General features: G+C 72.4%; 21 protein-coding genes. 11 read left to right on the top strand and 10 right to left on the bottom strand.

Features of this window, described 5'->3' with window-relative positions; genetic code table 11:
- Positions 1-8 precede the first annotated feature (8 nt).
- On the top strand, positions 9-515 hold the full coding sequence (locus AB0K35_RS14180; RefSeq protein ID WP_363885515.1) for a hypothetical protein: 507 nt from the start codon (positions 9-11) through the stop codon (positions 513-515).
- A 101-nt stretch (positions 516-616) separates the two neighbouring features.
- Here AB0K35_RS14180 and AB0K35_RS14175 read toward each other — a convergent pair whose 3' ends face one another.
- Complete coding sequence (locus AB0K35_RS14175) at positions 617-1,627, bottom strand: saccharopine dehydrogenase NADP-binding domain-containing protein (RefSeq protein ID WP_238672114.1); 1,011 nt, start codon at positions 1,625-1,627, stop codon at positions 617-619.
- 94 nt (positions 1,628-1,721) lie between these two features.
- Here AB0K35_RS14175 and AB0K35_RS14170 point away from each other — a divergent pair, with 94 nt between their 5' ends.
- Complete coding sequence (locus AB0K35_RS14170; protein ID WP_363885513.1) at positions 1,722-2,675, top strand: helix-turn-helix domain-containing protein; 954 nt, start codon at positions 1,722-1,724, stop codon at positions 2,673-2,675.
- Positions 2,676-2,683: 8 nt separating this feature from the next.
- Here AB0K35_RS14170 and AB0K35_RS14165 read toward each other — a convergent pair whose 3' ends face one another.
- From AB0K35_RS14165 to AB0K35_RS14145, 5 genes are all read right to left on the bottom strand, one after another.
- The gene (locus AB0K35_RS14165) at positions 2,684-4,726 is read right to left on the bottom strand and encodes a glycogen debranching N-terminal domain-containing protein (protein WP_238672189.1); all 2,043 of its coding nucleotides are present in this window, start codon (positions 4,724-4,726) and stop codon (positions 2,684-2,686) included.
- A gap of 11 nt (positions 4,727-4,737) precedes the next feature.
- Entirely contained in the window at positions 4,738-5,100 is a 363-nt protein-coding gene (locus AB0K35_RS14160) for an SCP2 sterol-binding domain-containing protein (protein ID WP_238672116.1), read from the bottom strand.
- Positions 5,101-5,181: 81 nt separating this feature from the next.
- Positions 5,182-6,390, bottom strand: a complete 1,209-nt coding sequence (locus AB0K35_RS14155) for a hypothetical protein (RefSeq protein WP_363885511.1) — start codon at positions 6,388-6,390, stop codon at positions 5,182-5,184.
- The gene (locus tag AB0K35_RS14150) at positions 6,377-6,889 is read right to left on the bottom strand and encodes a sigma-70 family RNA polymerase sigma factor (RefSeq protein WP_238672118.1); all 513 of its coding nucleotides are present in this window, start codon (positions 6,887-6,889) and stop codon (positions 6,377-6,379) included. Before AB0K35_RS14150 ends, AB0K35_RS14155 begins: the two co-directional genes overlap by 14 nt.
- A gap of 72 nt (positions 6,890-6,961) precedes the next feature.
- A complete protein-coding gene (locus AB0K35_RS14145) occupies positions 6,962-7,972 on the bottom strand; it encodes a carboxypeptidase-like regulatory domain-containing protein (RefSeq protein ID WP_363885509.1) in 1,011 nt (336 codons plus the stop codon).
- Between the two features lie 242 nt (positions 7,973-8,214).
- On the opposite strand from AB0K35_RS14145, the gene AB0K35_RS14140 reads away from it, so the two are divergent.
- The 3 genes from AB0K35_RS14140 (at position 8,215) to AB0K35_RS14130 (ending at position 11,298) form a co-directional block, all read left to right on the top strand.
- Complete coding sequence (locus AB0K35_RS14140) at positions 8,215-9,165, top strand: SRPBCC family protein (RefSeq protein ID WP_238672120.1); 951 nt, start codon at positions 8,215-8,217, stop codon at positions 9,163-9,165.
- Between the two features lie 29 nt (positions 9,166-9,194).
- The gene (locus tag AB0K35_RS14135) at positions 9,195-10,367 is read left to right on the top strand and encodes a zinc-dependent alcohol dehydrogenase (RefSeq protein WP_357364941.1); all 1,173 of its coding nucleotides are present in this window, start codon (positions 9,195-9,197) and stop codon (positions 10,365-10,367) included.
- Positions 10,368-10,722: 355 nt separating this feature from the next.
- Positions 10,723-11,298 (top strand): GNAT family protein, encoded by a 576-nt coding sequence (locus tag AB0K35_RS14130; protein WP_363885507.1) that lies wholly within the window; start codon positions 10,723-10,725, stop codon positions 11,296-11,298.
- A 3-nt stretch (positions 11,299-11,301) separates the two neighbouring features.
- Here AB0K35_RS14130 and AB0K35_RS14125 read toward each other — a convergent pair whose 3' ends face one another.
- Positions 11,302-12,321 carry an LD-carboxypeptidase gene (locus AB0K35_RS14125; RefSeq protein ID WP_363885505.1) on the bottom strand — a complete coding sequence of 340 codons (1,020 nt, stop codon included), beginning with the start codon at positions 12,319-12,321 and terminating at the stop codon, positions 11,302-11,304.
- Positions 12,322-12,723: 402 nt separating this feature from the next.
- Here AB0K35_RS14125 and AB0K35_RS14120 point away from each other — a divergent pair, with 402 nt between their 5' ends.
- Positions 12,724-13,110, top strand: coding sequence for a DUF2267 domain-containing protein (locus AB0K35_RS14120; protein ID WP_363885503.1), 387 nt, complete (start codon positions 12,724-12,726; stop codon positions 13,108-13,110).
- Between the two features lie 34 nt (positions 13,111-13,144).
- Here AB0K35_RS14120 and AB0K35_RS14115 read toward each other — a convergent pair whose 3' ends face one another.
- Positions 13,145-14,623 (bottom strand): glutamate--cysteine ligase, encoded by a 1,479-nt coding sequence (locus tag AB0K35_RS14115; protein ID WP_238672125.1) that lies wholly within the window; start codon positions 14,621-14,623, stop codon positions 13,145-13,147.
- Positions 14,624-14,776: 153 nt separating this feature from the next.
- Here AB0K35_RS14115 and AB0K35_RS14110 point away from each other — a divergent pair, with 153 nt between their 5' ends.
- A complete protein-coding gene (locus tag AB0K35_RS14110; protein ID WP_112602008.1) occupies positions 14,777-15,115 on the top strand; it encodes a DUF3817 domain-containing protein in 339 nt (112 codons plus the stop codon).
- Positions 15,116-15,175: 60 nt separating this feature from the next.
- Here AB0K35_RS14110 and AB0K35_RS14105 read toward each other — a convergent pair whose 3' ends face one another.
- A complete protein-coding gene (locus tag AB0K35_RS14105; protein WP_238672190.1) occupies positions 15,176-15,724 on the bottom strand; it encodes a hypothetical protein in 549 nt (182 codons plus the stop codon).
- Positions 15,725-15,866: 142 nt separating this feature from the next.
- Here AB0K35_RS14105 and AB0K35_RS14100 point away from each other — a divergent pair, with 142 nt between their 5' ends.
- Genes AB0K35_RS14100 through AB0K35_RS14090 form a run of 3 tightly spaced genes read left to right on the top strand, consistent with a single transcriptional unit; the run spans position 15,867 to position 19,891 of the window.
- The gene (locus AB0K35_RS14100; protein WP_363885501.1) at positions 15,867-16,991 is read left to right on the top strand and encodes a Vms1/Ankzf1 family peptidyl-tRNA hydrolase; all 1,125 of its coding nucleotides are present in this window, start codon (positions 15,867-15,869) and stop codon (positions 16,989-16,991) included.
- Positions 16,984-18,738: a thiamine pyrophosphate-binding protein gene (locus AB0K35_RS14095; protein ID WP_238672127.1), complete on the top strand. Its 1,755-nt coding sequence runs from the start codon at positions 16,984-16,986 to the stop codon at positions 18,736-18,738. The genes AB0K35_RS14100 and AB0K35_RS14095 overlap by 8 nt, the downstream gene beginning before the upstream one ends.
- A gap of 49 nt (positions 18,739-18,787) precedes the next feature.
- Positions 18,788-19,891, top strand: a complete 1,104-nt coding sequence (locus tag AB0K35_RS14090; protein WP_363885499.1) for an iron-containing redox enzyme family protein — start codon at positions 18,788-18,790, stop codon at positions 19,889-19,891.
- A gap of 201 nt (positions 19,892-20,092) precedes the next feature.
- Here the strand turns inward: AB0K35_RS14090 and AB0K35_RS14085 are convergent, their stop codons facing one another.
- Positions 20,093-20,323: a CDGSH iron-sulfur domain-containing protein gene (locus AB0K35_RS14085; RefSeq protein WP_238672129.1), complete on the bottom strand. Its 231-nt coding sequence runs from the start codon at positions 20,321-20,323 to the stop codon at positions 20,093-20,095.
- 145 nt (positions 20,324-20,468) lie between these two features.
- On the opposite strand from AB0K35_RS14085, the gene AB0K35_RS14080 reads away from it, so the two are divergent.
- Positions 20,469-21,911, top strand: coding sequence for a hypothetical protein (locus AB0K35_RS14080; RefSeq protein WP_363885497.1), 1,443 nt, complete (start codon positions 20,469-20,471; stop codon positions 21,909-21,911).
- The last annotated feature ends 153 nt before the right edge of the window (positions 21,912-22,064 follow it).

The following is a 22,064-nucleotide window of genomic DNA, read 5'->3' as shown; positions in this document are numbered from 1 at the left end:
CCGCGTCCGTGAAATCTTCCCGTCTTGCCTCCGCCATGTTGATCCTTGCCGTTTCGACGTCCCTCGCCGCCTGCGGTGACGGTGACAAGGCGACGACCGCCGCACCCACCGCGTCCGCACCGACGTCCGCCGCCCCATCCGCCGTAGCCACCTCCGCTGCCGCCACGCCGGCCTCGCCACCCGCCGCCGGCGCGGCGACCGACAAGCAGCTCTGCGAGGCGGTGAAGAAGGCCAGCGACGAGATGAGGACCGAGATGGTCAAGGTCGCCACGACTGGCGACGCGTCGGCGGCGGACTTCAAGAAGATCCTGGCTGGGCTGGAGCAGAAGGTGACCACCGTCGCCTCGACCGGCGACGGTAAGGTGGCCGACGCCCTGCGGACGTTCGCCGCCGAGGCGGCCAAGGCAGCGGCCGCGGCGGACCCGGCGACCGCCGCCGACAACCCGGTCTTCGAGAAGGCCGGCAAGGAGATCAGCACCGCGTGCAAGACCCACGGCGTCAGCATGGTTCTCTGACCGTCGCGGCCCGATCAGGTCGGGTGTGATGACGGACGGCCCCCACGCCTGAGCATGGGGGCCGTCCGTTTTAGTAAAGAATTGCGGCTGAATTGTCGGCGTCAGTCGCTGACCGGTTCGACGCGGATGGCCGGCGACAGCGCGCGCAGGAAATCAGGCGCGTCGAACATCTCGCCGGCGGAGGCGACGCCGCTGGTCCTCGTCCGACCATCGAGGACGCGCCGAACCGCCTCCACGGCCAGAGGCGCGCTGACGGCGTAGATGTCCCGACCAGTGGCCACGACGCGTCGGCGCACGTCGCCGCGACGCACGACGACGTCGACAGTGAACGTCTGCGCTGACCGGCCCAGCTCGTCGACCGCGACCGGCGCCGCCGCAGCGGCGAGGTCGGTGGTGGCGTCGACGGTCATGTAGGTGCGGACCTCGGGGATGTCCAGGTGACGGGGGATGGTGACGACGTCGGCCATGGTGAACTCCCCGAGGACGGTGCGCCGGCCCAGCGGCGCGGGGAAGGCCCAGTCCACCCTCGGCAGCTCCCCGCCGGAGTGGTACTCCAACCGGCCCCCGGTGTAGCGGACCCGCCGGCCGGCGCGGCGCTCACGGGAGACGACGCCCGCGGCGACCGTCCCGGCCGTCGGGTGCCAGCTGCTCAGTCCGTACGCGACGTGCGCCTCGTCGGCCGACGTCCAGTCGCCCATCGCCGTCGTCGCGAGCAGGTCACCGAGCCCGCCGAAGAAGGCCATCGCCGGCACCACCGCGACACCCGCCGCCCGGGCGCGCTCGGTGAAGTGCGTGAACGTGTCGACGTTGGCCTCGATCTCGGCCGCCACGTCCACGTACGGGATCCCGGCGCGCAGCGCGGCCTCGATCACGCCCGCGGCCGTCGACGCGAACGGGCCGGCGCAGTTGATGACCGCGTCGACGCCGGTCAGCGCCACGTCGAGCGCGGCCGAATCGTCGGCCGACGCCACCCGGTAGTCGCGCCCGAACGCCTCCAGCCTGCGTGCGTCGCGGCCCACCGGAAGCGCACCGAACCCGCGCTCGCGCAGCTCCGCCATCACGAACCGCCCGGTGTGCCCGTACGCCCCGAACACCGCCACCTGGTAACCCATGGATGCCCCCTCGAAAGATCGACTGGGACCAGCCTCGCGCAGCGGTCGGCGGCCGACCAGTGTCGGGAACGCCAACTCCCGTACAGTTTCGGACATGGCCCTTGTCGCGATCGCCGCCACCGACGGGATGCTGCACTTCGAGCTGGCCCTGGCCTGCGAGGTCTTCGCCCACGACCCCTCCGGCCTGGCCGATCCCTGGTACGACGTGGCGATCTGCGGCCCCGGCCCGGTCCGGGTCGGCCGCTTCCTGGTGGCGCCCGACGACGGGTTGGACCGCCTCGCCCGAGCCGACACCGTGATCGTTCCGTCGGTCGAGGACGTCGACGCGGACGTGCCCCCCGACCTGCTCGACGCCGTCCGCGCGGCCCACCGGTCGGGTGCCCGGATGGTCTCGCTGTGCACCGGCGCGTTCGTGCTGGCTGCCGCCGGGGTGCTCGACGGACTGCGGGCCACCACGCACTGGGCCCACACCGAGGCGCTGGCCGCCCGCCATCCCCGGGTGCGGGTCGATCCGGACGTGCTCTACGTCGACAACGGCACCGTGCTCGCCTCCGCCGGCAAGGCCGCCGCGATCGACCTGTGCCTGCACCTGATCCGCCGCGACCACGGCTCGACCGTCGCCAACGCCGTCGCCCGCCGCCTGGTCGTGCCACCGCACCGCGCCGGCGGTCAGGCCCAGTACCTCACCACCCCGGTGCCCGCCCGTGACGACCACCCGCTGGCCACCCTGTTCCCCTGGGTGCTGGCCCGCCTGGACCGGCCGTTGACCGTCGAGGACCTGGCCCGGCAGGCGAACATGAGCTCCCGCAACCTGGCCCGCCAGTTCCGGTCCGCCACCGGCACCACTCCACTGCTGTGGCTGTCGACGCAGCGGATCCGCCGCGCCCAGGAACTGCTGGAGCAGACCGACGACAGCATCGACGCCATCGCCCAGGCGGCCGGCATGGGCACCGCCGCGACGCTGCGTCGACACTTCCACCGCACCGTCGGCGTGCCCCCGGACGCCTACCGGCGCACCTTCCGGGCCACCGGGCCCGCCGTCGGTTGACCGTGCCGTCAGCGCTGGTCCGGGCGTTGGCGGGCGAACGCGTCGCGCTTGCCCCAACGGCCGGGGATGTCCAGGAGCGCGATCCGCCCGAAGGCGGTGGGCAGCGCGGGGTCCACGGCCAGGTGGTCATCGTGCGGGTTGATACCGAGCATGGTGCGGATCAGCAGCATCGTGGCGCCGCTGGACCAGGCCTGCGGGCTGCCGGCGGTCGGGTACCGGATCGGAAACCGGGTGGTGTCGCGGTGGAACCCGCCGAACGCCTCGGGTAACCGACCCTCGAAGTAGGTGGCGGCGGAGAGGATGCCCTCGGCGATGCGGGCCGCCTCGTTGCCGAACCCGTAGCGGCGCAGACCCCAGGCGATGAACGAGTTGTCGAACGGCCAGACCGTGCCGTTGTGGTAGCCGAGCGGGTTGTAGCGGCGCTGCCCCTCGGCGAACGTCCGCACCCCCCAACCGGAGAAGAGCGCCGGCCCCATCAGGTGTTCGACCACCCGCGCAGCCCGCTCCGGTGGCACGATGCCGCTCCACAACAGGTGCCCGATGTTTGACGACAGGCTGTCCACGGGAGTGCCGTCGTGGTCGAGCGCGAGGGCGTAGAAGCCGCGGTCCTCAAGCCAGAAGTCCCGGTTGAACCTGTCGTACAGGGCCGCCGCCTCGCTTTCCAGCCGCTCCGCGAAGGCAGGATCACCCCAGAACGTACGGGCCAGTCGTGCCCCCCGCATCTTCGCGTCGTAGGCGTACCCCTGGGTCTCGCAGGTGGCCCTCGGGAAGCCCGGCAGCCGGCCGTCGGCGTAGGAGATGCTGTCCCAGGAGTCCTTCCAGCACTGGTTGTCCAGGCCGGTGGCGCGGTTTCGTCGCTGGTACCAGACGTAGCCGGTGGAGGTCAGGTCCGCATACCTGTCGATCCAGGCCAGAGCCGCGCGGGCCTCCTGCTCCAACTCCCGCACCAGCGTTGTGTCGCCGCTCCACCGCTCGTACTCGTCGAGCAGCACCACGAACAGCGGCGAGGCGTCCACGGTGCCGTAGTAGGGGGAGTGCGGCTGCTCCTCGAACGCGGCCGACTCCCCGTAGCGCAGCTCGTGCAGGATCCGGCCCGGGTCCTCCTCCAACACGTCGTCGGTTCGGGCGCCCTGCAGCGACGCGAGGATCCGCAGTGTCGGTGGGGTCAGCGACGGGGTGACCGGCAGGGTCTGCAGGCAGGTCAACAGGCTGTCGCGACCGAACAGGGTCATGAACCAGGGCAACCCGGCCGCGGGCACGCTCGCCCCGCCGAGCGAGAGCGGAGCGAAGCGCAGCGCCGCCAGGTCCACCAGGCTGCGGTGGTAGACCTGCTGGAGGCCGACGCTGTCGGTGTCCAGGGTCGGGGCCGCCGCTACCCAGGCCTGCATGCTCCTGGGCAGTGTGGAGTCGTCCGGCCGTTGGGCCCGCAGGGCGCTGCGCAGGTCGACGCCGTCCGGGCGCAGCGCCAGCATGACGGCCTGCAACTGGGTGGACCACTGCTGCTCGGGGCGCAGCCGGACCGCGAACCGGAGGCCACCCGGGTCGTACTCCGCGGGCTCACTCGCCGACACGACGACCTCACGTCGGAAGGTGCCGCGCCGGTAGCCCAGTCGCAACTCGTTCGTGCCGACGTGCGTGTAGTACGCGCCGCTCTTGTCGCCGATGTCGAACTTGATCTCGAAGATGTCGGCGAAGTCGGCGGCCACCTCCAGACGCACGTCGAGCGTCATGTCCCGCTCGCCGTAATTGAAGATCGTCAGCGACTCGGTGAGGTCCGGGCCGATGCGCCTGCGCCGGATGGCCGAAACGTCGGCCTCCACGTAGTCCACCGCCGCGCCGGGCACCGCGAAGAACGTGACCTCGAAGTACTGGCTGTCGTCCACCGACAGCGCGGTCATGCACTCGCCGTTGACAGTGAGCCGCCAGCGGGACAGAAAGCGCGTGTCAGCGGCGAAGAGGCCGACCGGGGTGCTCGGGGACGGCTGCACGTCGCCGCTGGCGTCGGACACCATGAAGGTGTTCCCGTCGATGCACGCCACAGTGCCCGCGATGTCCCTCACGGTCACGTCCCACTGTCGGGAGCGTCGCGTTGAAGCCGCCCGGGCTCTCGCGGAAACAGCCGCCCGATGCGCAACGCCAGGGCGAGATCACCGTCGACCATGATCTCGCCCCGGGTGATCGCCGCGAGCCCGTTCACCTCGCCCCGCGCCATCGCCTCCGCGACCTGCGCGGACACCTGGATCACAGTGGTGGCGGGGGCGCCGCTTCGGGTCACCCGCATCCGGCCATGATCGATGTCCAGCAGCCACTGCTCCAGGGTGCCGTCGTCGCGGATGTCGAATCGCACGCTGCCGCAGACCTTGCTGAACCGTGGATCCTGGCCAGCCCCGGTCAACCGCTCGAAGAAGGCGCTGGTCTCCGACATCCCACCTCCTCCGGCGCTGGTAAGAGCGGATGCCGGCTACCCGCTGCCGCGCACTTGTAACGCCGGGTGGTGCCCCCATGTTCAGGGTGCGAGCGAGAAACGCGTCCAGGTGGTCGCGTCCGTGGTGACGAGGACGTGGTCCGGCTCGCCCGTCGACCCGTCGTCACGCCCGAAGAGCCAGGCGTAGCCGGGCGCGACACTGACCGCGCCGACGAGCCGGCCGTACTCCCGGGCGACAGTGAACTGCCGCCCGTCGTCCCGGCTGACCAGCAGCCGCGCGCGGCGGTCGGGTTCGGTGCCCGCACCGGGCGTGATCGCCAGCAGGGACCGGTCCGAGCCCACCGTGAGGTCGTAGTGCGCCTGCGCGGGCAACTCGGCGCCGGTGTCCGTCCAGGTCTTCGCGCCGTTCGTGGTCCGCAGCAGCCGCATCCCGCCGCCCGCCGTCGACGGTTCGGTCAGCACGTACCCGTTCCGGTCGTCGAGCCCGACCGCTGCGATCACGTCCCCGCCGTCGCCCACCTCCCAGGTGGTCCAGGTCGCGCCTCGGTCGGCGCTGCGCGCGACGGTTGACCCCTGGGCGCTCGACGTCCGGTACGTGGCCCAGATGCTGCCGTCCGCTGCCGGGTAGAGGCTGAACAGCGGACGCTGCGTGGGCGCCCTGGCGGTGAGGCGGTACACCGTTCCACTCGACGGGTCCACCGCCAGCGGCTCCGACACCGGTGCGCAGCCGAATCCGCAGAGGACCGGTCGGGCCGTCGCCGGAAACGTGGGTACGGCGACGATCGCGGAACCCGCGTCCCGCCAGGTGCGGCCGTAGTCAGTGGAGAGGTGGGCCAGCCCCGAGTCGGTGACCAGGTAGGACCGCTCACCGAGGACGGAGAAGTCAGTGCCGCTGCCCGGCGTCCCGGCCGCGGTGCCGGCCGCGCATCTGGTGCCCTCGAAGCGCGCCGCGTCCCAGTCCGACCAACTGCGGCCACCGTCGCCGGTGTACGAGAAGCGCACGACGCAGCCGTCCTGCCGCACGTCGACCCCGGCGTCGGGCCCGGTCAGCGTGAGTTGGCTGAACTGCCCGTCTGACGGCGTCGGCGGGTCGGCCGGCGCGGCCCGGTCCGGCTCGACCACCAGCGGTACGACCGCCAGCCCGGCCAGTACGACCAGCGCGGTCGCCACCATCGCGACCGACCGGTGCCGACGGGACCGGGCGGTGGTGCGCAGCTCGTCGAGGGGCGGCGGTGACACGGCCTCGGTGACGGTGTCCACGTCGAATCCGGAAAACTCACGACCGGACATCGATCCTCCCGGTTTCCGTAGCGTCGGCGTCGGCGAGCAGTGCCGCCAGGGCCACCCTGCCCCGTGACAACCGGGACTTCACCGTCCCGGACGACACGCCCAGCGTGGCGGCGACCTCGTCCACCGGCAGGTCGACGAGGTAGTGCAGGGCCAGCGCGTGTCGCTGCCCCTCGGGTAGCACGCGCAGCGCGGCGAGCAGGGCGAGGTGCTCCGGGGAGTGGTCGGCGACGGCCGGCGGCGGGCCGATCCGGCGCAGCAGGCCGTCCAGCATCCGACGACGGCGGTACCGGCTGCGGGCCCAGTTCACGGCGACCCGACGCAACCAGGCCTCCGGGTTCTCCAGCCCGGCGAACCGCCCCGGCGACACCAGCGCACGGGTGAACGCCTCCTGGACCGCCTCCTGCGCCTCGGTCAGGTCGCCGGTCACCGCGTACAGCTGGACCACCAGGCGTCGGAAACAGCCGGCGTAGAGCTCGGAGATCAGATCGCCGTCGGACACCGCCACCCCCCTTCTCCACCATTCCCACCAACGGGCCGGGGAGAAGGTTCCGGTGGACGACCAGAATCCGGGTCAGCCGAGGTCGAAGTCCACCACGACCGGGGCCCGCCCGACCCGCACCGGGGTCGCGGCGTCGAAGCCGGCGGCGTCGCGGTGCCAGACCGGCGGGGTGTACGCGCAGTCGCAGCGCAGCTTCACCCGCTGCCCTGGGAGCAGGCGCAGGGCGTAACCGCTGCCCACGTCCGCGACGCCGGCCAGGTCCCCGGTGGCCGGGTCGAACGCCATCACCTGGGCGTAGGTGAGCAGCTCGTCGACCCGTACCGCCCCGCTGAGCGGCGTCCCGGCGGGTAGCGCCTGGTTCAGGGTCACCGTCTGGTGGCTGCGGACCCGCACCGGCCGCGCCTGCTGCCGACTGCCCACCCCACCGGACCACACCGTCGCCAGGCCGGCGGCGGCAAACTGCACGGGCCAGTGGTACGGGCCGAGGCCGGTGATCGTGTAGCGGCCGTCGTCGTCGGTGGTCGGGCCGTGGTCGCCGTACTTCGGATCCGGCACGTACGGCACCACCATGACCCGGGCGCGCGGAACCGGGGCGCCCGTCGCCGCGTCGGTCACCACTCCGACCACGGTGCCGGGCGGGTCGAGCCGGATGTCCGGCACGCCGGTCACCGCACCGGCGCGTACCTGGACCACCCGGGCCCGCTCACGCTCACCGGTGCCACCGTGCCGGCCCACCCACTGCCAGCCGTGCACCGTCGTGTCGTAGGGGCGCACCAGCAGCCGGTACCTCCCCGGGGCGACGTCCCCGGTCACCAGGACTCCCTGCTCGTCGGCGCAACCCCCGTACCGTCCGAGCTGGTCCTCGCCGAGCGTGACCGCCGCCAACGCCGCGGCGTCCACCGGGACGAGCGCGGCGCAGGCCCGGGGGACCGGTGCGCCGGTCGTCGCGTCGCGGACCACGGTGCGGACACCGCCGGGCGCGGGCGACCCGGGGGTACGCGCGGCAGCCGGCGCGGCGGCCTCCCCGACGAGCAGTACGACGGCGATGGTGGCGGTCAGCTGGCGCAGCAGAGCGCGGCTCATGGGGATGTCCTTCCGGCGGCGCGACGGGTTGGGCCGACGGTAACGGCATTCAAGTGATCCAAATCGGTCAATGTCGCGATGCCGACCGATGCCGTAGGCGTTCTCGCCCACACCGCCCGCGTCGGACGTTCTCCCCCGAACCCGGCGCGCGCGGCACCGGTACGACATAACGTCACGGGGGCGGGGACCACCGCCGCCCCCGCCGGCGGGCCGGCGGCGACGCCCACCGGAAGGGACCGGACATGAGTCGTGTCGACACTGTGCTCCTGCCGGAGCTGGACCGGCCGGTGCCGGCGACGCTGCCGAGCGCGCTCGGCCTGCTGAGCCTGGCCCTGGGAGTGGGCGCGCTGGTCGCGCCCGGACCCGTCGCGCGACTGACCGGGGTGGACGACTCCCCGGCCGCGCGGTCCGTGCTTCCGGCCATCGGCCTACGGGAGTTGGGCAGCGCCGCCGGCCTGCTCAGCGGTCGTCGTCCGGCCAGCTGGGCCTGGAGCCGGGTGGCCGGCGACGCCATGGACCTCACAGTGCTCGGGCGGGCCCTCGCCGACCGCAGCGGTGAACGCCGCCGCCGAGTCGCGCTGACCACGCTCGCCATCGCCGGCATCACCGCTGTCGACGTGCTCGCCGCCGTCCGCGTCGGGCGGGCTGGACGGGCCCGCGCCCGGCTGATCAGGATGCAGATCGCGGTGACTGTGAACCGGTCGCCCGCCGAGGCGTACCGGTTCTGGCGGGACATGGAGAACCTGCCCCGGTTCATGGCGCACCTGGAGTCCGTCCGCGCCGACGACCTGCGCCGTTCGCACTGGATCGCCAGTGGCCCGGCCGGGCACCGCGTCGAGTGGGACGCCGAGATCATCGACGACCAGCCGAACAAGTCGATCACCTGGCGGTCGCTGCCGGGGACCCGGGTGCCCAACGCCGGCCGGGTCCGGTTCGTGCCCGCGCCCGGCGACCGGGGGACCGAGGTGCGGGTGGAGCTGCGCTACGCGCCACCGGCCGGCGCGCTCGGCCGAGCGGTGGCGAAGCTCTTCGGCGAGGAACCCGAGCAGCAGGTCCGTGACGACCTGCGCCGCTTCAAGCAGGTGCTGGAGACCGGCGAGGTCGTCCGCTCCGAGGGCAGTCCCAACGGCATCTCCGTACGCCAACAGGCCATGCAGCGACCCGCCCAGCCGCTGCCGGCGTCCCGCCGCTGACCGCCCGAGCTCTCCGAAAGGGACCGAGAATGAAGGCCACCGCCTGGATGGGCGCCGACAGCGTCAAGGTCATCGACGTACCCGACCCGAAGATCATGAACTCCCGGGACGCGATCGTCCGGATCAGCACCACCGCGATCTGCGGCTCCGACCTGCACCTCTACCACGGCTACATCCCCGCGATGCGCAAGGGCGACATCCTCGGCCACGAGTTCATGGGCGAGGTGGTGGAGGTGGGCCCGCAGGTCCGCAACCTCGCCCCCGGCGACCGGGTGGTGGTGCCCTTCCCGATCGCCTGCGGGCACTGCTCGTCCTGCCAGCGTGGCCTCTACTCGGTCTGCGAGAACTCCAACCCGAACGCCGGCATCGCCGAGAAGATCATGGGGCACTCGCCGGCCGGCATCTTCGGCTATTCGCACCTGCTCGGCGGCTACGCCGGTGGCCAGGCCGAGTACGCCCGGGTGCCGTTCGCCGACGTCGGTCCGGTCAAGGTGCCCGACGAGATCAGCGACGACCAGGCGGTGATGCTGGCCGACGTGTTCCCGACCGGCTACATGGGCGCCGAGATGTGCGACATCAAACCCGGGCAGGTGATCGCCGTCTGGGGGGCCGGGCCGGTCGGGCTGCTCGCCGCGGCCAGCGCCCGGCTGCTCGGCGCGGAGCGGGTGATCGTCATCGACCGGTTCCCGTACCGGCTGCGGCTGGCCGAGGAGCACATCGACGCCGAGACGATCAACTACGAGGAAACCGACGTGCTGGACGCCCTCAACGAGATGACCGCCGGCCGGGGCCCCGACGCGTGCATCGACGCGGTGGGCATGGAGGGCCACCACGGCAACGCCGCCATGTACGCCTACGACCGGGCCAAGCAGGCCGCGCGGGTGGAGACGGAACGACCGTTCGCGCTGCGACAGGCGATCCTCGCCTGCCGCTCCGGCGGGGTGGTCTCGGTCGTCGGCGCGTACGGCGGCTTCGTCGACAAGTTCCCGATGGGCGCGTTCATGAACCGCTCGCTGGTCATGCGGACCGGTCAGTGCCACGTCCAGCGCTACACCCGGCCGCTACTGGAGCGCATCCAGCGCGGCGAGATCGACCCGAGCTTCATCGTCAGCCACCGGATGCCGCTGCGGGACGCGCCGAAGGGCTACAAGATCTTCCAGAAGAAGCAGGACGACTGTACGAAGGTGCTGCTCAAGGTCTGACCGGCGGCGAGGTCTGCCGGCGGAGAAGTTCTTCGCACGCTGCCTTTGGAGTTGATGTCGCAAACGATTCAGCCCGGCTGGTTTGGCTGCCTCTGCCAGAGAGTCCGGCGGCTGGGCCGGGCTGGGTCGGGGTGGGCTGGGCTGGGCCGGGGTGGGCTGGGCCGGGCTGGGCTGGGCCGGGCTGGGCTGGGCTGGGGTGGGGTGGGCTGGGGCAGGCGGGGGCTCGGGCTGGGGGTGATGTCGTCAACGATTCAACTCCAAAGGAGCCGACCAGAGCCTCGGCTACCAACGCCGGTCGCTCTGCGCGCACACGCCCCGAACCCAGCTTCGGCTCTGCGCAAGCTAGCGTGGCGCCATGGAGAGTGGCGGTATGTCGGTGGCTGTCTCGGTCGATCTCACTGTCCGGCTACGGCCGGTTGCCGAGCCCGACCTGGCGATGCTCCGGCGGTTCTGCACCGAGCCGGGCCTGATCGGTTTGGACTGGGCCGGCTTCCGGGACGCCGGGGCGCCGGCGCGGCGGTTCGCCGTCGACGGCTACCTCGGCGAGGACGACGGACGGCTCGTCGTGGAGGTCGAGCAGAAGCAGGCCGCCGCCGGCTTCGTCAGCTACACCGCTGGGCGTTACGCCGGCCGGGCATCGTACTGGGAGATCGGCATCGTCCTGCTGCCGCAGTGGCGGGGGAGGGGCATCGGCTGGCGCGCCCAGGCGTTGCTCTGCGACTACCTCTTCCACCACAGCCCGGCCCAGCGCATCCAGGCCGGTACGCACCCGGAGAACGTCGCCGAGCAACGGGCGCTGGAAAAGGCCGGCTTCCAGCTTGAGGGCGTCGTGCGGGCCAGCGAGTTTCGGGCTGGCCAGTGGCGCGACGGCTACCTGTACAGCCGGCTGCGCGACGACCCGTCACCCTGGGACCCGACGCCGCAGGCCTGAGCGCTAGCGCGGGCGGACCCCCGGCTCCACGGTCAGGGTCCCCGCCGCGGCGTCGATCGTGGCGCGCGAGCCCAACGGAACGGTGAGCTGCCCGTTGCCATGCCCCAGCCGTAGCCCACCCAGGACCGGCACGCCCAGGTCGTACAGGCGGTCCTTGAGCACCGATGCCGCGTCCCACTCGCCCGGCTCACCGACACTGTTGGTGATCTGGCCGATGACCACACCGGCGACCCTGCGCAGCACGCCCACCCGGCGCAGCTCGGTCAGCATGCTGTCGATGCTGTACGGGGCCTCGTCCACGTCCTCGAAGAAGAGGATCGCGCCGTCGAACTTCGGGGAGTCCTCCGCGCCGAGCGAGGTGGAGATCAACGTCAGGCAACCGCCGAGCAGAGGCCCCGAAGCCCTCCCCGGCACCACCACGGAAGCGGCTGTCTCGGCCGGGTCCCGGGAGATCGTGACCGGTGCTGTGGTCATCACCGCGGTGCGCAGCGCCTCGGCCGAGTCGGGGCCGGTGCGGTCGTCACTCCAGTTGACCATGGGGCCGTAGAAGGTGACCAGGCCCGTCTCGCGCCAGAGCTTGCCGTGGATGCTGGTGATGTCGCTGAAACCGACGACCACCCGGGGGTCCCTGCGCAGAACAGACACGTCGATCTGGTCGACGATCCGCTGCGTGCCGTAACCACCGCGGGCGGCGAAGACGGCCCGGACGCCCGGGTCGGTGAGGGCGGCGTTCAGGTCGGCCAGCCGCTGCGCGTCGGTGCCGGCCAGATAGCCGTACCTGGTGAAGACGTGCCTGCCCAGCTCGACCTCCAGGCCCCAGCTCCGCAGGATCTCGATGCCGCGAGCCATGTTCGTGGGGTCGGGCGTGCTGCCGGGCGAGACCACCCGGACCCGGTCACCGGGTGCCAGCGCCGGCGCCCGCAGGACGCGCTTCGCGCCAGCCTGCGCGGCCTGCGCGGACGTTGCCTCCGCCGAGCCGACGAGCACCGCGCCACCGGCCGCCGCCGCTCCCATCCGCAGCATGTGTCGACGGGACAGGGGAACCCGCGTGGGCTCCTGGATCGCGGCTGGGTCTGTTCCAGAAGTGGCCATCGGCGTGCGTCCCCTCATCGTGATCAGACGATGTGTGCGAGCTGCCACAGCCTACGACGGACTTCGATCGCCATGGGGGTCCACAAAGGACAGTATCCGTCCGCGCGGACGCGCGGTGGCCCTGTGTCAGCGGGCGAGCCTCCGGCACGGCCCGACCCGGCTCAGCCGGCAACCCGAGTGACGTGACTGGCATGTTTTGTGCGGCCCCGCCCGCCGATGGCGGGGAGTCCGGATCCGCGCGTGACCCCGTTTGCCGCCAGGGAGCCGGGGAACTCGCCCCGTTCGTCCGCAGGCAGGCCTGACGGCATGCCGACGAGACCGAAGGAGCGGGGCATGGAGTACGAGCAGATGATCGCCACGGTACGACAGCGCGCGGGCCTCGGTGAGAACGAGGCCGTGCGGTCCATACAGGCCGTCCTGTCGGTGCTCGGTGAACGGCTCGCCGGGCAGGAGGCAGACAACCTGGCGGCACAGCTACCGGAGCGGCTGAACGATTCCGTCACCCGCAACCCGCAGGGCCGCCGGTGGGACGTCGGCGAGTTCCTGAAGAACGTCGGCGACCGCGAACAGGTCGCGAACGCGGACCAGGTGCGTCAACACGCCCAGGCGGTGTTGCGTACCGTCGCCGAGGCGCTGAACGACGACGAGCGACACGACCTGCTGGCCCAGCTTCCCGGCGGCATCACCGATCTCTTCGGTGTTCCCACCCCGCGAGGCTGAGCCCCGCGCCGATCGGGCGACCCATCCGGTGTGCTCACGGGATCGGCCACTCGTGCACCGGCCGGTTGCTGTGCATCAGGTCGACGTAGTGTCGGACCACCTCGCGCAGCGCCTCCGGCCGGTCCAGGTGGTCGGCCGACTCCAACCGGTGCAGCGTCTCCACCTGCCAGGTCGCGCCGTTGCGGCCGGTCAGGCAGCGCTGCTCGATGATGCCGAGCAACCGGTCACGCTCGGCCGGGTCGAGCCCCCACCGGTCCAGGCCGTGATGCGCCATCGGCAGCAACCGGCGCAACACCAGCTCGGTGACGGGCAGGTAACCGAGACCGGGCCAGAAGACCTGCGCGTCGACGCCGTGCCGGGCGCAGCTGGTGAAGTTTTCCTCTGCGGCGCTGAACGACATCTGCGACCACAGCGGCCGGTCCGACTCGGCGAGGGCGCGCACCAACCCGAAGTAGAAGGCGCCGTTGGCGATGGTGTCCAGCACTGTCGGGCCGGCGGGCAGCACCCGATTTTCCACACGCAGGTGCGGCCGGCCCCGTGACACGTCGTACACCGGGCGGTTCCACCGGTAGACGGTGCCGTTGTGTAGGCGCAACTCGGCCAGATTGGGCACTTCACCGGCCGCGAGGGCCTGCGCCGGGTCCTCCGGGTCGCAGACCGGCAGCAGCGCCGGGAAGTAGCGCACGTTTTCCTCGAACAGGTCGAACACGCTGGTGATCCAGCGTTCGCCGAACCAGACCCGGGGGCGTACCCCCTGGGCTTTTATCTCCTCCGACCGGGTGTCGGTGGCCTGTTGGAACAGCGGAATGCGGGTTTCGCGCCACAACTCCCGGCCGAAGAACAGCGGCGAGTTCGCGCCGACCGCGACCTGGACGCCGGCCACCGCCTGGGCGGCGTTCCAGTAGTCGGCGAACTGGGCCGGGCTGACCTGGAGGTGGAACTGGGTGCTGGTGCAGGCCGCCTCCGGGGTGATCGTGTCGGCGGTGACCGCCAGACGTTCCACCCCGCTGATGGCGATCGGCAGGTCCTCGCCGCGGGCCGCGAAGATCTGCTCGTTGAGCAGCTTGTAGCGGGGGTTGGCCGACAGCGTCTCGGCGGTCAGGTGCTCGGGGCGCAGCGTCGGCAGGATCCCGATCATGACCATGTGCGCGCCGATCGCCCGGGCCTTCACCTCGGCGGCGTTGAGGCTGGCCCGCACGTACTCCTCGAAGTCGGCGGTGCCGGTGCCGGTCAGCCGGCGCGGCGGCACGTTGATCTCGACGTTGAACTGGCCCAGCTCGGTCTGGAAACTCTCATCGGCGATGGCCGCCAGCACGTCGGCGTTGCGCATCGCCGGATTCGAGGCCTCGTCGACAAGGTTCAGCTCGATCTCCACGCCGGTCATCGGCCGGTCGAGGTCGAAGCGGGACTCGCGCAGCATCTCGGCGAAGACATCCAGGCAGCGGCGGACCTTGTCGCGGTAGCGGGCTCGATCCTCTCGACTGAAGGTTCGTACGCCGACGTCCTCGCCCATGGTCACCACCCCGTCACCGCTGGTCCCCCTAACCTCGCACGTGATCGGCGGGCGGGGGAAGACCCGAGGACCCTTTCCTACCCAACTGCCCGCCCTGTTAGCCCAGTCAGACAGGACCGATAGCATTGCGGCCCGAGAGGTGGTGGCGTGCGGATGCGCGAGAAGGTGACCCGGCTGTTCGTCGCGGCGGCGATCGCCGAGGCCTGCTCCTGGCTGGCCCTGCTGGTCGGCATGCTGGTCAAGTACGGTCCGCCCGACAACGAGCTGGGCGTCAAGATCTTCGGGCCGATCCACGGCGGCCTGTTCGTCGCCTATGTCCTGCTGGTGCTGGCCGTGGCCCGGCTGCACCGGTGGAGCCTGCTGGCCACGGCGGTGGCCCTGGCCAGCGCGGTGCCGCCGTTCGCCACCCTGGCCTTCGAGCGCTGGGCCCGCCGCCGGGGCATGCTCGGCGTCGACCGGCAGCCGGCCCGCGAGCCCGCCCCGGTCGGCTGAACCGCCGACCCGACCGCGCACCCGTCGCGGTCGGCTGAAGCGCCGACCCGCCCGGGTCGATCAGGTCAGCGCGGAGCAGGCCGCGATGCCCGCCAACAGCAGCGTGCCCAGGAAAGCCTGCAACAGCAGTGGCGGCCCGAGATGCGACCAGAGCGTCGCCGTACGCGGGGTCAGCAGCTGCCCGGTGGTGAGGTTGACGATCCGCTCGATCCGGGGCGGCAGCTCCGGGTCGCGTTGCGGGCGCAGGGTGAGCTGCACCTGGTCTGCCGGGTGCAGGGCGCTCTGTGGCAGGTGCCCGTGCAGCTCCACCTCGCAGAGCTGACCGGCGGTGTTGCGTAGCCGCACCGGGGTGACCAGGTATTCCGGACCCTGCTTCAGCTCCTTCCAGCGACGGCGGGTGCCGCCGCCGCCGAACGAGAAGAGCGAGCGCAGCAGCAGGGCGGGCAGCCGGGCGAAGGCCGCCGCGGTGAGCACCGCCACCAGCACCGGCTGACCGATGCGCACCTCACGGGTGTAGCCGTCGAGCAGGCGGATCAGCCGCCCGGTGACGATTCGTTCCGTCGGGTGCACGATCCGTCGGGTGTCGAGTCCGCTGTCCATTTCCACCACCGAGAGTCCGCTTGTGTTCACAGATCGTATCGACGTCCTCGGTTGAACGACGTGAATGAAACCTGGTCACGGGCTCACGGCCGCGAGGTGACATCCCCCGCGACCCGGGTAAGCGGGGGGCCGAGCTGGAAAGGGGTCGAGCATGCAGCTGTCCTTCCTGCGCCCGCTCTACGACCGTCCCGGGCCGTGGTGCTCGGTGTATCTGGACGCCTCCGCGGACACGGAGGACGCCAAACCCGCCCTGGACCTGCGCTGGCGTGCCCTGGAGCGCAGCCTGGCCGAACAGGGGGCGGACGAGGCGAACATCGCCGCGCTGGACCGGGTGGTCCGAGGTCATGATCCGATGGTCGGGGACTACGGCCTGGCGCTCTTCGCCAGTCACGGCCAGGTGGTGCTCTCCGAGTACCTGTCCGCGCCGCCACTGCGGGACATGGCCAACGTCGGCCCGTTGCCGCACGTGATGCCGCTGCTCGCCCAGCGCGGCGAGCAGGTGGCCTGGGTACGTGTGATCGCCGACCGTCTCGGCGCCGACGCGATGGCGGTCAGCGCCGGCGGGGTGCCCCGGCGTGCGCACGTCGCCGGCCGCGACGAGTACCCGCTGCGGCGCACGAAGCCCGGCGGCTGGTCCCAGTCGCGCTATCAGCGGGCGGCCATGGAGGCGTGGCACCAGAACGCCGGCGACGTCACAGCGGCGACAGTGCAGCTGGCCGACCGGGTCGGCGCGGACGTGGTGGTGGTCGCCGGTGACGTCCGGGCCACCGGGATGATCGCCGCCCAGATGCCGGAGCGCTGGCAGGACCAGGTGGTCCGTACCGATGCCGGGTCGCGGGCCGGCGGCGCCGACCAGACGATGCTGGACGACCTCACCGTGCAGACCATCGCGGAGATCGCCGACCAGCGGATCAGCGCCGCGCTGGACAAGTTCGGCGTGCAGGAGGACGTGGGCGGCGGCCTCGACGCTGTCGTCTCGGCCCTGCAACGCAACCAGGTCGACATGATGATCATCGTGGACGACCCGTCGGCGAACGGTGAATTGTGGATCGGGGCGGAACCCACCGAGATCGCCGTCGACCCGGGGCAGTTGGCCGCGATGTCGGTGGCCGACCCGCAGCGGGTACGCGCCGACGCGGCGCTGGTCCGAGCTCTCGTCGGCACCGACGCGGCCCTGACCGTGCTCGGCCCCGACGAGGCGCCCGACCTCGCCGACGGCGTAGGCGCGGTACTGCGCTACGTCGACCCCAGCACACCCGGGCGCGGCAATGGTTGACCGCACAGTCGCGGACGTGGTCGTGGAACGACTGCTGGCCTGGCGGGTGCCCCGCGCCTTCGGGTTCCCGGGTGAGGCGATCGCTCCACTGGTCGACGCGCTGGACCGCACCGGCGGCGAGCCGGCGTTCATCCCGGCCCGGCACGAGGAGACCGCCTCGTTCATGGCAACCGGGCACGCCAAGTTCACCGGCGGCATCGGGGTCTGCCTCGCCACCCAGGGGCCCAGCGCCGTCCAGCTGCTCAACGGCCTCTACGACGCCAAGCTGGACAGCAAGCCGGTGGTGGCCATCGTCGGGGAGGACATCTCCGGGCCGCTCGGCGGCGCACACCAGGAGATCGGGCTGAGCCGGCTCTTCGGGGACGTGTGCAACCAGTTCGTCAGGTACGGCCGCAGCCCCGACGAGGTGGGGGCGCTGCTGGACCAGGCGTTCCGGACGGCGGCGGCGACCCGCAGCCCGACGTGCGTGGTGCTGCCCCGACAGTTGCAGGAGGCGCTGGTGCCCGACCTGCAGTCGTACGGCGCCGGGGTGATCACGGCGACCCCCGGCGAGCCGCTGGCCCGGGTCCTGCCGCACGAGGTGGACCTGGACGCCGCCGCGCAGCTGCTCAGCGGCGGCCAGCGGACCGCGATCCTGGTGGGCCAGGGTGGTCGGGACGCGGCCGCCGAGATCATCGAGATCGCCGACCGGCTGGGGGCCGGGGTGGCCACCTCGCTGCTCGGCAAGCCGGTGCTCGACGAGCGGTTGCCGTTCCACACCGGGGTGCTCGGCGAGGTCGGCACCCCGGCGGCGGCCGAGCTGATGGGTGGGTGCGACACGCTGCTGATGATCGGCACCAACGACCCGTGGACCGACTACTTCCCGATGCCCGAGCAGGCGCGCACTGTGCAGATCGACATCGACGGCCGACGCATCGGCACCCGCTACCCGGCCGACGTCCCGCTGGTCGGCGATGCCGCCGAGACGCTGCGGGCGCTGCTGAGCCGGTTGCGCGGCCGGTCCGAACAGCAGTGGCGCGCCACAGTCGAGAGCTCGGTGGACCGCTGGCGGGAGGTCGCCGCCGAGCGGGCGGCCGCCGCCGCGGACCCGGTCAACCCGCAGCTCGTCCTGCAGGAGTTGTCCGCCCGGATGCCCGGCACCGGCGCGGTCGCTGTCGACGTCGGGTCGGTCCTCTACTGGTACGCCCGGCACCTGACCCTGCCGCCGGGGGTCAACGCGCAGCTGTGCGGCACCCTCGGCTCGATGGGCTGCGCGCTGCCGTACGCGGTGGCGGCCAAGCTCGCCGCCCCCGACCAGCCGGTGGTCGCGCTGGTCGGAGACGGGGCGATGCAGCTCAACGGGCTCGCCGAACTGATCACCGTCTCGCACCTCTGGCAGCAGTGGCGCGACCCGCGGCTGGTGGTGCTGGTGCTCAACAACCGGGACCAGAACGGCATGGGTGGTGGGCGACAACCGTCGTCCGACCCGACCCACCGCCGCCCCGACGTGCCGTACGCCGGGTGGGCCCGGCTGCTGGGGCTGCACGGGGTGCGGGTGGACCGTCCGGAGCTGGTCGGCGCGGCCTGGGACGAGGCCCTCGCCGCGGACCGCCCCTGCGTACTGGAGGCGGTCGTCGACCCGGCGGTGTCGCTGGCGCCGCCGGAGCCCGCCTTCGCCGACCTGCGCGGCCTGTACGCCGAGGGCGCTCCGGCCCGGAAGGTCCGCGAGCAGGTGGAGGTCACCGCGAACGCCGACGACCTCGTTTAGCCACCCCGGACCAGGGCATGAGTAGCGGCCCGACGACGCTGGAGGTCCCATGTCCGAGCCCGCCGACCGCCGCTATGGTCCCGCGACCCTGCCGACGGCACGGGGTCCGCTCTCCGCAGCGGTCGTGGAGGCTCTGCGGCACCCGCCGCACGACCTGCCGGTCGATCTCGGCGTCGACGTCTACCCGCCGGACCCGTTCACCGACGAGGACCTGCAGCTCACGCTGTTCCTCTGCTACGAGCTGCACTACCGGGGCTGGGCCGGGGTGGACGAGTCGTGGGAGTGGCAGCCGACGCTACTGGCGCTGCGTGCCCGCTGCGAACGGGTCTTCGAGGCGGCGCTGCGCCGGCTGGTCGGCGCGCCGCCGGTGCCCGCCGCCGGGGTGGCGGCCGGCCTGGCCGAGCTGGTCGCGGAAGACGACGGTCCGGCGCTGGCGGCGACGCTGCAACGCCGCGCCGATCTCACCCAGTTCCGCGAGTTCGCCGCCCACCGCTCCGTCTACCACCTGCGGGAGGCGGACCCGCACAGCTGGGCGCTGCCCCGCCTCGGTGGCCCGGCCAAGGCAGCGCTCGTGGAGATCCAGACCGACGAGTACGGCAGCGGGCGGCTGGACCGGATGCACGCCGAGCTGTTCCGGAGCACCCTCGAGCGGCTGGGCCTGGACACCGGCTACGGGGCCCACATCGACGTGGCGCCGGCGGTGACGTTGGCGACCAACAACCTGATGTCGCTGTTCGGGCTGCACCGACGGTTGCGCGGCGCGCTGCTCGGGCACCTGGCGGCGTTCGAGATGACCTCCTCGCTGCCCAACCGTCGCTACGGCAACGGGTTACGCCGGCTCGGCTTCGACGAGGTGGCCACCCGCTTCTACGACGAGCACGTCGAGGCCGACGCGGTGCACGAGCAGATCGCCGCGCACGACATGTGCGGCGGCCTGGTCCGCGTCGAGCCGGCCCTCGCCTCCGATGTGCTCTTCGGTGCGGCGGCCGGGCTCGCTGTGGACCGGCTGTTCGCCGCGCACCTGCTGGACAGCTGGGCCGCCGGCCGCAGCTCGCTGCGCCCGCCGGCCCCGCCGGCCGTGCCGCCGACCGTCTCGCTCGCCGTGGCCGCGTGCGCCGCGGTGGCCCCGCCGGTCCGGACCGTCGTCGGCTGACGGCCGCGACGGGGATGCCGCGCCGCGGCCGGGCCGGGCGCGGTGCCCCGCCGACCCTGCGTGCCACCTTTGCTCTGCTTCAACCCGCGCAACGCTATGGACCTGGAACTGTTGCGTTCGTTGAAGCAGAGCAAAGGACGTGGGTCGGGGACGGCCTCTCGTCCCCACTCCTTCGTCACGAGGCGTGGCGAAGGAGCGGGGTCAGCCCTCGCGAGCGGTGCCCGCGCGGAAGTTGATCGCCTTGTGAGTGCCGTCGCAGAACGGCTTGAGCGCCGACTTGCCGCACCGGCACAACGCCACGGTGCCCCGCCGCGCGTCGATGCGCTCGCCGTCCGGGGTGACCAATGCGAAGTCGCCACGGACCAGCAGCGGTCCGTCCTCGTACGGGGTGATCGTGGCTGCGGCTGGCTCGCTGGTGTCGTCGGTGCGCATGGCCCCGGAAGTGCCCGTCCTGGCCCTGGCGAAACCCGAGCCGCCGAACGCCGGTGATGACCGGGGCACCCCGCTGACCAGCAGAATGTGCCGCCGGGTGGGTGATGCCCCGTTTGAACCCCATCGGGACGGGAAGCCGGGCCGCGTGGTGAGCGAACGAGGCAAGGTGGGGCCGGTGCACAAGGTGCACAAGGGGCTCACGGCCGATGGCGCCGGTCTCGCCGGCGACCGGGTCGTGGCCGTGGGCAGCTCCGCCCGGGTGCTGGTCGCCGCCACCGCCCGGGCACTGCGCGGAGTCGACTGCGCCGACCTCGGGCAGACCGGGCCGACGTCGCGGTTCCCCGGCGCCCCCGAGCCGGTACGCCGTGCCGCGGTCACCCGCGCCGCCGGCCGGGTCGCGCTCACCGTGGCCCAGACCGACGAGGTGGACGCCGCCCGGGTGGCCCGCTGGTTCGTCGACCAGTACCCCCGTCGGCGCTACCCCGGGGTGCTGATCGGCTCTCCGCACGGCGCGGCCGCTCACCTCGCGGTGGCCCTCGGCGTGCCGTGGCTACCGGCGGGCTTCGAGATGACGGTGCACTGGTCCGACGGCGGGGTGGACCGCCCGGCGGACGCCGCGGAGCATGGCGCCGCACTCGCCACCCGGTTGCTCGCCGGCAACGCCGACCTGCACCTGCGCCAGGTGCACTGCCCGGCGAGCCGTGGCGCGCTGACCGGGGCGACGGTCTCGCTGACCGCCGCGTGGAGGGCCCTACCGGCCGCGTACACGCGGTTCCTGGCCGACCTGCTGGTGCCGGGTGCCCCAGTGCTGCTGGTCAGCGACGCGCGCACCTGGCCGGTGCTGGAGCGCGGAGCGGCGCACAGCTTCCAGGTCGGCTGCCCGGGAAGCGGGCTGGACCCTGTCGACTTCCACCCCGACAGCCACGCGTTGCGACAGGTGCTGCGCTCCGTCGGCGGCGACGCGACCCGGTGGGAGCCGCCGGAGGTGTCAGTGCCGTCGGCGTACGCCGAGCACGGCGTCGACTCGGGCTTCGAGCTGGCCGCGCGGGACTGGTCCACCCGGCACCAGCACCCCCTGCACCGGGTGCTGGTGCCCCGGCCGTCGGCGCTGAGCGCGGGCGTGGCCGACCTGTACCGGCGATGGCTGCGGCGCGCCGGCAAGACCGGTGACCGGTTGGTGGTGGAGTGCGGTCGACTGCTTGACCCGTGGCAGGTGGTGCGGGCGGGGCTGGTGCCGTACTGGTGTGAGAACGCCACCCGACGCAGCGTCGACGAGGCCGAGTGGTGGCTGGCCGGCAGCGAGGCGTTCAGCTCGGTGGACGTGTTGCCCGAGCCGCCCGGGGTGCGCTCACCCGCGCTGGCCGGGCTGCCGCAGTGGCTGGCCGTCGCCGGGTTCGGTCGGCGGCGTCGGGCGTTGGACCGCACCACCGCGCGGGGGTACCCGGTCACCTCGGTGCCCACCCGCCGGGCCACCGAGGTGCTGCGCGCCCAGCCGTACGACCTGCCCGCGCCGCCCCCGCTGGCTGTCGCCGAGGCCCTCGCGGTGCTCCGCGACAGCGGCGGCCACCAGGGGTTGTTGGTCTCCTGAGACGGAGGACGCCGAAACATCCTCGCGAACCCGGGGTCCCGTGATTGAGTACCTACGGAGCGGGAACATCGCTGGCTGCGACGGCCTGATTGCGCTGCGTAGAGGCGGTGTCGCCCGCTGGCATCCCAGTCACTGACCCACTTTCCGGCCCGG

It is taken from the genome of Micromonospora sp. NPDC053740, assembly GCF_040677775.1.
Taxonomy (GTDB): Bacteria; Actinomycetota; Actinomycetes; order Mycobacteriales; family Micromonosporaceae; genus Micromonospora; species Micromonospora alfalfae.
Note: the sequence above shows the minus strand (reverse complement) of the source record. Positions and strands in the feature narration are given on the sequence as shown.

Bases quoted from the DNA above. Each gene is read 5' to 3' on its own strand.
- AB0K35_RS14115 (WP_238672125.1), bottom strand. From the start codon at position 14,623: ATGGGCGAGGACGTCGGCGTACGAACCTTCAGTCGAGAGGATCGAGCC.
- AB0K35_RS14170 (WP_363885513.1), top strand. From the start codon at position 1,722: ATGGCCCTTGTCGCGATCGCCGCCACCGACGGGATGCTGCACTTCGAG.
- AB0K35_RS14140 (WP_238672120.1), top strand. From the start codon at position 8,215: ATGAGTCGTGTCGACACTGTGCTCCTGCCGGAGCTGGACCGGCCGGTG.
- AB0K35_RS14155 (WP_363885511.1), bottom strand. From the start codon at position 6,390: ATGTCCGGTCGTGAGTTTTCCGGATTCGACGTGGACACCGTCACCGAG.
- AB0K35_RS14160 (WP_238672116.1), bottom strand. From the start codon at position 5,100: ATGTCGGAGACCAGCGCCTTCTTCGAGCGGTTGACCGGGGCTGGCCAG.
- AB0K35_RS14130 (WP_363885507.1), top strand. From the start codon at position 10,723: ATGGAGAGTGGCGGTATGTCGGTGGCTGTCTCGGTCGATCTCACTGTC.
- AB0K35_RS14100 (WP_363885501.1), top strand. From the start codon at position 15,867: ATGCAGCTGTCCTTCCTGCGCCCGCTCTACGACCGTCCCGGGCCGTGG.
- AB0K35_RS14085 (WP_238672129.1), bottom strand. From the start codon at position 20,323: ATGCGCACCGACGACACCAGCGAGCCAGCCGCAGCCACGATCACCCCG.
- AB0K35_RS14095 (WP_238672127.1), top strand. From the start codon at position 16,984: ATGGTTGACCGCACAGTCGCGGACGTGGTCGTGGAACGACTGCTGGCC.
- AB0K35_RS14120 (WP_363885503.1), top strand. From the start codon at position 12,724: ATGGAGTACGAGCAGATGATCGCCACGGTACGACAGCGCGCGGGCCTC.
- AB0K35_RS14090 (WP_363885499.1), top strand. From the start codon at position 18,788: ATGTCCGAGCCCGCCGACCGCCGCTATGGTCCCGCGACCCTGCCGACG.
- AB0K35_RS14135 (WP_357364941.1), top strand. From the start codon at position 9,195: ATGAAGGCCACCGCCTGGATGGGCGCCGACAGCGTCAAGGTCATCGAC.
- AB0K35_RS14145 (WP_363885509.1), bottom strand. From the start codon at position 7,972: ATGAGCCGCGCTCTGCTGCGCCAGCTGACCGCCACCATCGCCGTCGTA.
- AB0K35_RS14175 (WP_238672114.1), bottom strand. From the start codon at position 1,627: ATGGGTTACCAGGTGGCGGTGTTCGGGGCGTACGGGCACACCGGGCGG.
- AB0K35_RS14110 (WP_112602008.1), top strand. From the start codon at position 14,777: ATGCGCGAGAAGGTGACCCGGCTGTTCGTCGCGGCGGCGATCGCCGAG.
- AB0K35_RS14125 (WP_363885505.1), bottom strand. From the start codon at position 12,321: ATGCTGCGGATGGGAGCGGCGGCGGCCGGTGGCGCGGTGCTCGTCGGC.